This is a genomic window from Escherichia sp. E4385, assembly GCF_963883145.1.
In the GTDB taxonomy this organism is placed as follows: domain Bacteria; phylum Pseudomonadota; class Gammaproteobacteria; order Enterobacterales; family Enterobacteriaceae; genus Escherichia.
Window position 1 is genome coordinate 104,880 of record NZ_CAWOOJ010000013.1, and the last position, 13,048, is coordinate 117,927.

At 50.0% G+C, this 13,048-nt stretch carries 8 protein-coding genes; 6 read left to right on the forward strand and 2 right to left on the reverse strand.

Annotation, left to right across the window (positions count from 1 at the left end; all coding sequences use genetic code 11):
- Window positions 1-70 precede the first annotated feature (70 nt).
- Complete coding sequence (rcsC, locus tag AACS80_RS12600; RefSeq protein WP_130260524.1) at window positions 71-2,920, forward strand: two-component system sensor histidine kinase RcsC; 2,850 nt, start codon at window positions 71-73, stop codon at window positions 2,918-2,920.
- 172 nt (window positions 2,921-3,092) lie between these two features.
- Here the strand turns inward: rcsC and rcsB are convergent, their stop codons facing one another.
- Window positions 3,093-3,743 carry a response regulator transcription factor RcsB gene (gene rcsB / locus AACS80_RS12605; RefSeq protein WP_042290573.1) on the reverse strand — a complete coding sequence of 217 codons (651 nt, stop codon included), beginning with the start codon at window positions 3,741-3,743 and terminating at the stop codon, window positions 3,093-3,095.
- A gap of 16 nt (window positions 3,744-3,759) precedes the next feature.
- Window positions 3,760-6,432: a phosphotransferase RcsD gene (gene rcsD, locus AACS80_RS12610; protein WP_135410185.1), complete on the reverse strand. Its 2,673-nt coding sequence runs from the start codon at window positions 6,430-6,432 to the stop codon at window positions 3,760-3,762.
- Between the two features lie 736 nt (window positions 6,433-7,168).
- Between rcsD and ompC the strand changes: the two genes are divergently transcribed.
- The 5 genes from ompC to yojI all read left to right on the forward strand — a co-directional run bounded on the left by ompC (window position 7,169) and on the right by yojI (window position 12,945).
- On the forward strand, window positions 7,169-8,272 hold the full coding sequence (gene ompC, locus AACS80_RS12615; protein WP_130207146.1) for a porin OmpC: 1,104 nt from the start codon (window positions 7,169-7,171) through the stop codon (window positions 8,270-8,272).
- Between the two features lie 110 nt (window positions 8,273-8,382).
- Window positions 8,383-9,438 (forward strand): FAD:protein FMN transferase ApbE, encoded by a 1,056-nt coding sequence (apbE, locus tag AACS80_RS12620; RefSeq protein ID WP_138183812.1) that lies wholly within the window; start codon window positions 8,383-8,385, stop codon window positions 9,436-9,438.
- Window positions 9,439-9,511: 73 nt separating this feature from the next.
- On the forward strand, window positions 9,512-10,576 hold the full coding sequence (ada, locus tag AACS80_RS12625) for a bifunctional DNA-binding transcriptional regulator/O6-methylguanine-DNA methyltransferase Ada (protein ID WP_135410184.1): 1,065 nt from the start codon (window positions 9,512-9,514) through the stop codon (window positions 10,574-10,576).
- Window positions 10,576-11,226 carry a DNA oxidative demethylase AlkB gene (gene alkB, locus AACS80_RS12630; RefSeq protein ID WP_130260519.1) on the forward strand — a complete coding sequence of 217 codons (651 nt, stop codon included), beginning with the start codon at window positions 10,576-10,578 and terminating at the stop codon, window positions 11,224-11,226. The genes ada and alkB overlap by 1 nt, the downstream gene beginning before the upstream one ends.
- A gap of 75 nt (window positions 11,227-11,301) precedes the next feature.
- Window positions 11,302-12,945, forward strand: a complete 1,644-nt coding sequence (gene yojI, locus AACS80_RS12635) for a microcin J25 efflux ABC transporter YojI (RefSeq protein WP_131162204.1) — start codon at window positions 11,302-11,304, stop codon at window positions 12,943-12,945.
- The last annotated feature ends 103 nt before the right edge of the window (window positions 12,946-13,048 follow it).

Here is a 13,048-nt window from a genome sequence, read left to right on the forward strand (position 1 = left end):
TTGCGGTAACACGCTTTTACCGCTACCTTAACCACACTCCATCGGTCACCTGAGGCGGAGCTTCGCCCCTTTGAAATACCTTGCTTCTTTTCGCACAACCCTGAAAGTCTCGCGCTACATGTTCAGAGCGCTGGCGTTATTGATCTGGCTGTTGATTGCTTTTTCATCAGTGTTTTACATCGTCAACGCTTTACATCAACGAGAATCTGAGATTCGTCAGGAATTTAATCTGAGCTCCGATCAGGCCCAGCGGTTTATTCAGCGCACCTCTGATGTCATGAAAGAGCTGAAGTACATTGCTGAAAATCGCTTATCCGTGGAAAACGGCGTGCTTTCTCCGCGTGGGCGTGAAACGCAAGCAGATGTGCCGGTTTTCGAACCGCTGTTTGCTGATTCCGATTGTTCCGCAATGAGCAATACCTGGCGAGGCTCCCTGGAGTCACTGGCGTGGTTTATGCGCTACTGGCGCGATAATTTCTCTGCGGCTTACGATCTCAACCGCGTGTTTTTAATCGGCAGCGATAACCTCTGTATGGCTAACTTTGGCCTGCGTGATATGCCCGTCGAACGTGACACCGCTCTGAAAGCCCTGCATGAACGCATTAACAAATATCGTAACGCGCCACAGGATGACAGTGGCAGTAATCTTTTCTGGATCAGTGAAGGGCCGCGTCCTGGGGTGGGATATTTCTACGCGCTGACGCCGGTTTATCTGGCAAACCGTTTGCAAGCGCTTTTAGGCGTAGAACAGACAATTCGGATGGAGAACTTCTTCCTGCCGGGGACGTTGCCGATGGGCGTCACCATTCTTGATGAAAATGGCCATACCCTGATTTCGCTGACCGGACCGGAAAGTAAGATTAAAGCCGAACCGCGTTGGATGCAGGAGCGATCCTGGTTTGGCTATACGCCAGGTTTCCGTGAGCTGGTGCTGAAAAAAAATCTACCGCCGTCTTCGCTAAGTATTGTCTATTCCGTGCCTGTTGATCAGGTGCTGGAACGTATTCGCATGTTGATACTTAACGCGATTTTGCTGAACGTGATTGCGGGTGCTGCATTGTTTACCCTCGCACGGATGTATGAGCGACGTATTTTTATTCCGGCGGAAAGTGACGCCCAGCGACTGGAAGAGCATGAGCAGTTTAACCGCAAGATAGTCGCCTCAGCGCCTGTGGGGATCTGCATTTTGCGAACTGTCGATGGCGTTAATATTTTGAGTAACGAACTGGCGCATACCTATCTCAACATGCTTACGCATGAGGATCGCCAACGGCTGACGCAAATTATTTGTGGCCAGCAGGTCAATTTTGTCGATGTCCTTACCAGTAACAATACCAACCTGCAAATCAGCTTTGTTCATTCGCGCTATCGTAATGAAAACGTGGCAATTTGCGTACTGGTAGATGTGTCTTCACGTGTGAAGATGGAAGAGTCGCTGCAAGAAATGGCGCAGGCAGCAGAACAGGCGAGCCAGTCAAAATCGATGTTCCTTGCTACCGTCAGCCACGAACTGCGAACGCCGCTTTATGGCATTATCGGCAACCTGGATCTATTACAAACCAAAGAGTTACCAAAAGGTGTCGACCGTCTGGTGACGGCAATGAATAACTCTTCCAGCCTGTTATTGAAAATTATTAGCGACATTCTCGATTTCTCGAAGATTGAATCGGAACAGTTGAAAATCGAACCTCGCGAGTTTTCACCGCGCGAAGTCATGAACCACATCACCGCCAACTATTTGCCGCTGGTGGTACGCAAGCAACTTGGTTTGTACTGTTTTATTGAGCCAGATGTACCGATGGCGCTCAATGGCGACCCAATGCGCTTACAGCAGGTGATCTCCAACCTGTTGAGTAATGCTATTAAATTTACCGATACCGGCTGCATTGTTCTGCATGTTCGCGTTGATGGTGATTATCTTTCTATTCGCGTACGCGATACCGGGGTGGGCATTCCAGCTAAAGAAGTGGTGCGGTTATTTGATCCGTTCTTCCAGGTAGGGACGGGCGTACAGCGTAACTTCCAGGGTACTGGTCTGGGGCTGGCGATTTGTGAAAAACTGATCAGCATGATGGACGGTGACATCTCGGTGGATTCTGAACCGGGAATGGGCAGCCAGTTTGCGGTGCGTATTCCACTGTATGGCGCGCAGTATCCGCAGAAAAAAGGTGTCGAAGGATTAACGGGTAAACGTTGCTGGCTGGCGGTACGCAATGCGTCGCTCTGTCAGTTCCTTGAAACCAGTTTGCAGCGTAGCGGCATAGTCGTTGCTACATACGAAGGGCAGGAGCCGACTTCCGAAGATGTGTTGATCACCGATGATGTGATGAGTAAAAAATGGCAGGGCAGGGCGGTTGTGACTTTCTGTCGTCGCCATATCGGTATCCCTCTTGAGAAAGCGCCTGGTGAATGGGTACACAGTGTGGCAGCTCCGCACGAGCTACCGACATTGCTGGCGCGCATCTATCTGATAGAAATGGAGAGCGACGATCCTGCTAACTCTCTGCCGTCGACCGACAAAGTGGTCAGCAATAACGACGATATGATGATTCTGGTCGTGGACGATCATCCAATTAACCGTCGTCTGTTGGCCGATCAGCTTGGCTCGTTGGGCTATCAGTGTAAGACGGCGAATGATGGTGTTGATGCGCTTAATGTTCTTAGTAAGAATCACATTGATATCGTGTTAAGTGATGTCAACATGCCGAATATGGATGGCTATCGGTTAACGCAACGTATCCGCCAGCTGGGACTGACGTTGCCGGTAATAGGGGTAACGGCCAATGCGTTGGCTGAAGAGAAACAGCGGTGTCTGGAGTCCGGTATGGATAGCTGTCTGTCTAAGCCAGTGACGTTGGATGTCATCAAACAGACGCTGACGATGTATGCCGAGAGGGTCAGGAAAGCGCGAGAATCGTAAGCCGGATAAGGCGTTTACGCTGCATCCGGTAATCGGTGCAAATGCCAGATGCGACGCTGACGCGTCTTATCTGGCCTACATTATCGAAATCCATTGAAATAATGGGATTTGTAGGCCGGATAAGGTGTTTACGCTGCATCCGGTAATCGGAGTTTATCGGGAATGCGGGAAATTACTCTTTATCCGCCGGACTTAACGTCACAGAAGAGAGATAATTCAACAGAGCGATATCGTTCTCGACTCCCAGCTTCATCATTGCGGATTTTTTCTGGCTACTGATGGTTTTAATGCTTCGGTTTAGCTTTTTAGCAATCTCGGTAACCAGGAAGCCTTCGGCAAACAGGCGCAGAACTTCACTCTCTTTTGGTGAGAGGCGCTTGTCACCGTAACCGCCAGCACTGATTTTCTCTAACAGCCGAGAAACGCTTTCCGGAGTAAATTTCTTACCTTTCTGTAGCGCGGCGAGCGCTTTCGGCAGGTCGGTCGGCGCACCTTGTTTCAGAACGATCCCTTCGATATCCAGGTCCAGTACCGCGCTAAGAATAGCCGGGTTGTTGTTCATGGTCAGAACAATAATCGACAGACTTGGGAAGTGGCGCTTGATGTACTTGATTAAGGTAATGCCATCGCCGTATTTATCGCCAGGCATGGAGAGATCGGTAATCAAAACATGCGCATCCAGCTTCGGCAGGTTATTGATCAGTGCTGTAGAGTCCTCAAATTCGCCGACAACATTCACCCACTCGATTTGCTCAAGTGATTTGCGAATACCGAACAAGACTATCGGATGGTCATCAGCAATAATTACGTTCATATTGTTCATGTAATAGGCTACCTTGCTACAGCAAGCTCTTGACATAGCTGTCAATGTCGCTGATGTATTTTTCTATTCCTGGGACATCCTTCTCGCGAATAAGATGTTCCAGCGTTTCACATAACTGCTTGCCGGGTACCAGATTAAGCATGGCAAACACGCCTTTCAGACGATGAGCCGTTTGGGCTAACGCAGCAAAGTCACTGGTTGCTGCCTCAGTATATAGCCTCTTAACATCATCCGGTACTGTGTCTACAAAGAGCGCATAATAGCCGCTGGCATGGAGTTGTGCATTTTCATCTCCGCCCAGAGGCGATTCTGTCACCTCTTCCTGCGCCAGTTGCACTTCGATCAATTGTAAGACCGCTTCCTGCATAGCGTTGCTCATATTGAAGTTGACGCACAATTGACCAGGTCCAATTTCCCGTACGCCAGACTCATCATCGCTTAAAAGCAAGCCAGAGGCAGTAAGATTAGACGGATTATCCGTTAAAAAGATATCATAATCTTGACTAATTAATCTTTCATCCGGTGTGATGCAGGTTGCCCCCCAATTTTCTAACTGGCGAGTGACAATATTCCGAATTTCTGCGGAAGTTATGTCCATCATCACGCTAACATCATCCAGTAAACGCTCTTCTTCCTCTTCTACTTCCGGTTCCGCAGTGGGCATTTTGATATGCACGGAATAACGTGTACCAAGCTCGTCGCGCGTTTTGATGTTTAAATGACCGCCTAGCTTGCGCGCCAGTTGATCGCTCAACCAAAATGCTAACGGATCCGCCTTACCGTAGCGATCGCTTTGGGTCTGGTTGATGAACGGGAAGTGCAAATTATCCATTTCATGAATGCTTATGCCATCTCCGGTGTCCAGAATGCGGAAAGTCAGACGTTCTTCGGAAGATTCGTCCTGGTCAACCTCAAGGGTAATTTTCCCCATTTGCGTTGAGGTGACAGCATATTGCATCAGTAACAGCAAAATACGGCGTAGGGCATCGCGATCGCCGCAGCGCATATCGTGTGCTTTTAGATGATTGTTAATCAATAGCTGCAAACCTTTACGCTTGATGGCTGGCAACACGGAAGGCACGACTTCATCAATTAAATCCTGCACGGAGAAAAGCTCGCTCTCGCTTTTCCAGCTATCGTCGGCAAGCATATTTGCTAACTGGATTTCATCGACCAGGCGCACCAGCACATCAGCCTGATTCGCCAGTTGTTTGCTTTCCGGTGTGTTGAGTTTGGCTGCGCTTGCCGCCAGGGAGCGAGCAGGTTCTTTTAGTGCATCGCCAATATTTTTCATAAAGGCCATCCGGCCTTGCTGATTTTTCTCGTACAGACGCTGCGCCTGCTTGAGTTTCTTGTTCACCAGTACTTCGCGATCTTGATCGCGAATAATGAAGATTTGTGTACGCGGCGCGACCTGGCTGCGGAACATACGGATCTCATACAGTTCGTTATTGATCGTCGCCTGAATGATGCCCTGATGCTGCTCTGCCATAGTGGTGATGTTTTGCAGATTCAAATGCGGCAGCAGGTGGTCGGCAATTTTGTTGCTTATTACTGTGCGATTCGATTCCTGATCGTGAACCAGCAGGCCGAGCGGCAGCAGTGACACGATCTCTTCATTGATGGCCCGCAAAACGCGCAGTTCATTGTTCACTGCCGTGCTGGGTACGCTTTCGGTGGTGCGGCCAGAGAAATGGCGGAAGGTGGTATAGCCAAACAGCGCCAGCGCCAGCAAACCGATGTTCAGCAGCAGCGGCAGGAGAATGTTTTGCAACGTATCCAGCAGCAATGTGCCATAAGGAACCTGCCAGACCAGACGCATATCCGTGGAGTTTAGCGCCGAAGAGATTTCAATCTTCGAACTATTAAAGTGGATACTGACGCTATCCGTCGCTTCTTTCTCATTATTATTGGTTCCCGCAGCTGTCGCGTCTGGCTCCAGACGGAAACTATCCAGCGGCATCCCCGGCGGGATCAAATCATTAATAGGCAGATCAAAAGCGACTACCGTCGCCAGATGCCCCGGCTGGTTAAAGGTGGTGCGCAGGGTAAAATAATGTCCGTTCTGCCAGGCCAGGCGGCGCAGGTTAGAAAAACTTTCGCGTTCATCCAGGGCGTTGGCCTGCTGCAACATCTCTGCGCGACGAGAATCAACAATGTCACTGACGGTCGACTCTTTAAATCCCGAGGTGAGATCTTTTAGCGGTAGGGTGGAGATCAAAACCAGGCTGTTATCCTGGCCGTTCAGATAGTACATCGACCAGGGTACATTCTCTGCGCCCCACAATGTGTCCAGATAAGTGGACATTCTTTGGGTCATTTCAAGCGTTGAGTTGTCGTGAGAACCAAAGATCAGGGCTTCCGTTTTGCGGCGCGGTTTTTCCAGATAATAGACATCCTGTTTCAGGCGTGTCTCCTGCAACCCTTCGCTGGAGGAGGTAGAGGCCGTCGCGGCAATGTTGTCGTAGATTTGCCAGGTCACATAACGCCATGTATCGACGCGCTTTTGTATGGCATGGGTAATATCAACGATCTGGTAGCTTTTATCTTTCAGCCAGGCGTTAACGGCGCTTTGTACCATTACACCCATCGTCACCAGTAACACGATGATCAGCAGTAAAAAGAAGCGGGTAATGCTCCCCGGTAGGAGTGAAAAGCGGGTCGTGGCCGTTGTCTCTTTCTGACGCATTCGTGTTTATGACCTGTTAAAACTTCGCAAAGTGATAGGGCAGTATAAAGGGTACAGTGTGAAATTCCAGACTCTTACCTGATTGATGTTAAGGCATTAGCCGACGATATTTCACATTTTGCGCTGCGGTAAATAAATGTACAAATGCGTTGTTAATGTACAAATAACCCACAGGCATGAAGAAAATTATCAGGAAAATAGTGCAGATAGATTTTGTCGGTAATTGTTGTCGTTTTTTACGAAATAGTTAACGATTGTTATAATTTTGCTACGGTAGCACAGGAAAATAAAAGATGTGTAAAGAAGGGTAAAAAAAACCGGATGCGATGCATCCGGCCGAAATAGGGGTAAACAGACATTCAGAAATGAATGACGGTAATAAATAAAGTTAATGATGATAGCGAGAGATATTTTAGTTGCGAGTGAAGAATTTGTTTTAACATTCAGTGCGGTCAAAGACTTAAGATTAAGTTATTGTTTTAAAGGTTGAAATAATCTTACTTGATGTTTAGTGCGTTATTTGCTCAACCATTAGAATTTGAAAAAGTTCCATCACATTTACATTTTGAAATACCTATGTGGATATTTGAAACATCTTAAAAGTTTTAGTATCATATTCGTGTTGGATTATTCTGCATTTTTGGGGAGAATGGACCTGCCGACTGATTAATGAGGGTTAATCAGTATGCAGTGGCATAAAAAAGCAAATAAAGGCATATAACAGAGGGTTAATAACATGAAAGTTAAAGTACTGTCCCTCCTGGTCCCAGCTCTGCTGGTAGCAGGCGCAGCAAATGCTGCTGAAGTTTACAACAAAGACGGCAACAAATTAGATCTGTACGGTAAAGTAGACGGCCTGCACTATTTCTCTGACGACAAGTCTGTAGATGGCGACCAGACCTACATGCGTCTTGGCTTCAAAGGTGAAACTCAGGTTACTGACCAGCTGACCGGTTACGGCCAGTGGGAATATCAGATCCAGGGCAACGCTCCGGAAAGCGAAAACAACTCCTGGACCCGTGTGGCATTTGCTGGTCTGAAATTCCAGGACATCGGTTCTTTCGACTACGGTCGTAACTACGGCGTTGTTTACGACGTAACTTCCTGGACCGACGTACTGCCAGAATTCGGTGGCGATACTTACGGTTCTGACAACTTCATGCAGCAGCGTGGTAACGGCTTCGCGACCTACCGTAACACCGACTTCTTCGGTCTGGTTGACGGCCTGAACTTTGCAGTTCAGTACCAGGGCAAAAACGGTAGCGTAAGCGGCGAAGGCATGACCAACAACGGTCGTGGCGCTCTGCGTCAGAACGGCGACGGTGTCGGCGGTTCTATCACTTATGATTACGAAGGCTTCGGTATCGGTGCTGCAGTTTCCAGCTCCAAACGTACTGATGATCAGAACAGCATTGCTTACATCGGTAACGGCGACCGTGCTGAAACCTACACTGGTGGTCTGAAATACGACGCTAACAACATCTACCTGGCTGCTCAGTACACCCAGACCTACAACGCAACTCGCGTAGGTTCCCTGGGTTGGGCGAACAAAGCACAGAACTTCGAAGCTGTTGCTCAGTACCAGTTCGACTTCGGTCTGCGTCCGTCTGTAGCATACCTGCAGTCTAAAGGTAAAAACCTGGGTGTCGTTGCTGGTCGTAACTACGACGACGAAGATATCCTGAAATATGTTGATGTTGGTGCTACCTACTACTTCAACAAAAACATGTCCACCTACGTTGACTACAAAATCAACCTGCTGGACGACAACCAGTTCACCCGCGCTGCTGGCATCAACACTGATGACATCGTAGCTCTGGGTCTGGTTTACCAGTTCTAATTTCGATTTCTATCGACAAAGGGCCTTCGGGCCCTTTTTTCATTGTTTTCAGCGTACAAACGCGTTTTTTTGGTGTACTCTTGCGACCGTTCGCATGAGGATAATCACATATGGAAATAAACTTTACCCGCGTGGCATTGCTGGCTGCCACGCTCTTCTTTGTCGGTTGCGATCAAAAACCACAAACCGCCAACTCCCACGCTACTGAAGTGACTGTTCTTGAAGGTAAAACCATGGGAACCTTCTGGCGTGCCAGCATCCCGGGCATTGACGCCAAACGTAGTGCTGAACTTAAAGAGAAGATTCAGACCCAGCTGGACGCTGACGATCAGCTGCTTTCGACCTATAAAAAAGACTCCGCGCTGATGCGCTTTAACGACTCGAAAAGTTTGTCGCCGTGGCCGGTAAGTGAAGCGATGGCCGATATCATCACCACTTCGCTACGTATTGGCGCAAAGACCGATGGCGCGATGGATATTACTGTCGGGCCACTGGTGAATCTGTGGGGCTTTGGTCCGGAACAACAACCGGTACAAATTCCGAGCCAGGAACAGATCGACGCAATGAAAGCCAAAACCGGCTTACAGCACCTGACGGTCATCAATCAGTATCATCAGCAGTACCTGCAAAAAGATCTTCCGGATTTATATGTCGATCTCTCCACCGTCGGCGAAGGCTATGCAGCCGATCATCTGGCACGCTTGATGGAGCAGGAAGGGATTTCCCGCTATCTGGTGTCGGTGGGTGGTGCGCTGAACAGCCGCGGTATGAATGGCGAAGGCCAACCGTGGCGAGTGGCGATTCAAAAACCAACCGATAAAGAAAACGCAGTTCAGGCGGTGGTGGATATCAACGGCCACGGTATCAGCACCTCTGGCAGCTACCGTAACTATTACGAACTGGACGGCAAACGCCTTTCCCATGTTATCGATCCGCAAACCGGACGACCTATCGAACATAATCTGGTATCCGTGACGGTGATTGCTCCGACGGCGCTGGAAGCTGACGCCTGGGATACAGGTCTAATGGTGCTCGGGCCAGAGAAAGCCAAAGAAGTCGTTCGCCGGGAAGGGCTGGCGGTTTATATGATCACCAAAGAAGGCGATAGTTTTAAAACCTGGATGTCGCCGCAGTTTAAAAGTTTCCTGGTGAGCGAAAAAAATTAAAGCGCAAGATTGTTGGTTTTTGCGTGATGGTGACCGGGCAGACTAAAGGCTATCCTTAACCAGGGAGCTGATTATGAAAAACGCCACACGCTTAACTGACGATCAACGCTGGCAATTGGTCTTAGCCCGCGACCCGAATGCCGACGGCGAATTCGTTTTCGCCGTGCGCACCACGGGTATCTTTTGCCGTCCGTCTTGCCGCGCGAGACATGCCTTGCGGGAAAACGTCTCCTTCTACGCAAATGCCAGCGAAGCGCTTGCTGCCGGATTTCGCCCCTGCAAACGCTGCCAACCTGATAAAGCCAATGCCCAGCAACACCGGTTGGATAAAATCACCCACGCGTGTCGACTGCTGGAACAGGAAACGCCTGTAACGCTGGAAGCCTTAGCCGACCAGGTGGCGATGAGTCCATTCCATCTGCATCGTTTATTTAAAGCCACCACCGGAATGACGCCAAAAGCCTGGCAACAGGCCTGGCGCGCTCGTCGCTTGCGCGAATCGCTGGCGAAAGGGGAGAGTGTCACCCAGGCAATTCTGAACGCAGGATTCCCCGACGGCAGCAGTTACTACCGCAAAGCCGACGAAACGTTGGGTATGACGGCTAAACAGTTTCGTCACGGTGGCGAAAACCTGGCTGTGCGTTATGCGCTGGCCGATTGTGAACTGGGGCGTTGCCTGGTGGCGGAAAGCGAGCGGGGGATTTGCGCGATTCTGCTGGGCGACGATGACGGGACGTTGATTAGCGAACTCCGTCAGATGTTTCCTGCCGCTGACAACGCGCCAGCTGACCTGACGTTTCAGCAACATATACGTGAGGTTATCGCCAGCCTCAATAACCGCGATACGCCGCTGACGTTACCGCTGGATATTCGCGGCACCGCTTTTCAACAACAAGTCTGGCAGGCGCTTCGCACTATACCTTGTGGCGAAACGGTGAGTTACCAGCAACTGGCGAACGCGATTGGCAAACCAAAAGCCGTTCGCGCCGTAGCCAGTGCCTGCGCCGCCAATAGATTAGCTATTATTATCCCTTGTCATCGGGTAGTACGCGGTGATGGCGCACTTTCTGGTTACCGCTGGGGCGTGTCGCGCAAAGCGCACTTGCTGCGCCGCGAAGCTGATCATGAGGAGAGGTAATGTTGGATCTGTTTGCTGATGCTGAACCGTGGCACGAATCGCTGGCTTCCGGCGCGGTGATTTTGCGCCGTTTTGCTTTTAACGTTGCGGAACAACTGATGCACGATATCAGTGGCATTGCCAGCCAGTCGCCGTTTCGCCAGATGGTCACTCCTGGCGGATATACCATGTCGGTGGCGATGACCAACTGTGGGCATCTGGGCTGGACGACCAATCGGCAAGGTTATCTCTATTCGCCCATTGATCCGCAAACAAATCAACCGTGGCCTACCATGCCGCAAAGTTTTTATGATTTATGTCGGCGCGCGGCCACGGCAGCGGGCTATCCAGATTTCCAGCCTGACGCTTGCCTTATCAACCGCTACGCCCCAGGCGCGAAACTGTCGCTGCATCAGGATAAAGACGAACCGGATCTGCGCGCGCCAATTGTTTCTGTTTCTCTGGGCTTACCCGCGATTTTTCAATTTGGTGGCCTGAAACGAAATGATCCGCTCAAACGTTTGTTGCTGGAACATGGCGATGTGGTGGTGTGGGGCGGTGAATCACGGCTGTTTTATCACGGTATTCAACCACTAAAAGCAGGGTTTCATCCACTCACCGCCGACTGCCGCTACAACCTGACATTCCGTCAGGCAGGTAAAAAAGAATAAAAATAAGAATTATTATTGCTGTGCACGCGGAGATGTTTAAACTGCGGGCTGTAATTCATTGTCCGGGTTTTCTGCATGGAACTTCTTGTACTTGTCTGGCGGCAGTATCGCTGGCCATTTATCAGTGTGATGGCGCTAAGCCTCGCCAGTGCGGCATTAGGCATTGGCTTAATTGCTTTTATCAATCAGCGCCTTATCGAAACGGCGGATACCAGTCTGCTGGTGTTGCCGGAGTTTCTGGGTTTATTGCTGCTGTTAATGGCGGTAACACTGGGATCGCAACTGGCACTTACTACGCTGGGCCATCACTTCGTTTACCGACTGCGTAGCGAATTTATCAAGCGGATACTGGATACCCACGTCGAGCGTATCGAACAACTTGGTAGCGCCTCGTTGCTGGCGGGGTTAACCAGCGATGTGCGCAATATCACCATTGCTTTTGTGCGTCTGCCGGAACTGGTGCAGGGGATCATTCTCACTATCGGTTCAGCGGCGTATCTCTGGATGTTGTCGGGCAAAATGTTGCTGGTAACGGCTATCTGGATGGCAGTTACCATCTGGGGCGGTTTTGTACTGGTGGCGCGGGTGTACAAGCATATGGCGACTCTGCGTGAAACCGAAGACAAACTGTACTCGGATTTTCAAACTGTACTCGAAGGGCGCAAAGAGCTGACTCTGAACCGTGAGCGCGCCGAGTATGTGTTTAACAATCTCTACATTCCTGATGCGCAAGAGTATCGCCATCATATTATCCGCGCAGACACCTTCCATCTAAGTGCCGTGAACTGGTCGAACATTATGATGCTGGGTGCTATCGGCCTGGTATTCTGGATGGCAAATAGCCTGGGTTGGGCTGATACCAACGTTGCCGCGACCTATTCGTTGACGCTGTTATTCCTGCGTACGCCACTGCTTTCGGCGGTTGGCGCATTGCCGACGCTGCTGACGGCGCAGGTGGCGTTTAACAAGCTGAACAAATTCGCGCTCGCACCTTTCAAAGCGGAGTTTCCGCGTCCGCAGGCGTTTCCCAACTGGCAAACGCTTGAGCTGCGTAATGTTACGTTTGCTTATCAGGATAACGCGTTTTCCGTTGGGCCGATTAATCTCACCATCAAACGTGGCGAGCTGCTGTTTCTGATTGGTGGCAACGGTAGTGGAAAATCGACGCTGGCGATGTTGCTGACTGGGTTGTATCAGCCACAAAGCGGCGAAATCTTGCTGGATGGCAAACCTGTCAGCGGCGAACAACCGGAAGATTATCGCAAACTGTTTTCGGCGGTGTTTACCGATGTCTGGTTATTTGATCAACTGCTGGGGCCGGAGGGCAAACCTGCTAACCCGCAACTGGTTGAGAAGTGGCTGGCGCAGCTGAAAATGGGTCATAAGCTTGAGTTAAGTAACGGGCGTATTGTTAACCTGAAGTTATCGAAAGGGCAGAAAAAACGCGTGGCGCTGTTGCTGGCTTTGGCAGAAGAACGCGATATTATTCTGCTGGATGAATGGGCGGCGGATCAGGATCCACATTTCCGCCGTGAGTTTTATCAGGTGCTGCTGCCGCTGATGCAGGAGATGGGGAAAACTATTTTCGCCATCAGTCATGATGATCATTACTTTATCCACGCCGACCGCCTGCTGGAAATGCGCAACGGGCAACTTAGCGAGCTGACCGGCGAAGAGCGTGACGCTGCTTCGCGTGATGCCGTTGCCCGGACGGCATAATATTTCGACGCTGACCTGGCGGACTGCTGCCGCCAGGTCAATATTCTAAAAATCCCTTCGTTTCTAATAACCCTATAATTAATCAACGAAATTATAATGTTTC

What these genes read in the sequence shown, in the direction of transcription:
- rcsB (WP_042290573.1), bottom strand. Translation starts at nt 3,743, where the DNA reads ATGAACAATATGAACGTAATTATTGCTGATGACCATCCGATAGTCTTG.
- rcsD (WP_135410185.1), bottom strand. Translation starts at nt 6,432, where the DNA reads ATGCGTCAGAAAGAGACAACGGCCACGACCCGCTTTTCACTCCTACCG.
- ompC (WP_130207146.1), top strand. Translation starts at nt 7,169, where the DNA reads ATGAAAGTTAAAGTACTGTCCCTCCTGGTCCCAGCTCTGCTGGTAGCA.
- apbE (WP_138183812.1), top strand. Translation starts at nt 8,383, where the DNA reads ATGGAAATAAACTTTACCCGCGTGGCATTGCTGGCTGCCACGCTCTTC.
- ada (WP_135410184.1), top strand. Translation starts at nt 9,512, where the DNA reads ATGAAAAACGCCACACGCTTAACTGACGATCAACGCTGGCAATTGGTC.
- alkB (WP_130260519.1), top strand. Translation starts at nt 10,576, where the DNA reads ATGTTGGATCTGTTTGCTGATGCTGAACCGTGGCACGAATCGCTGGCT.
- yojI (WP_131162204.1), top strand. Translation starts at nt 11,302, where the DNA reads ATGGAACTTCTTGTACTTGTCTGGCGGCAGTATCGCTGGCCATTTATC.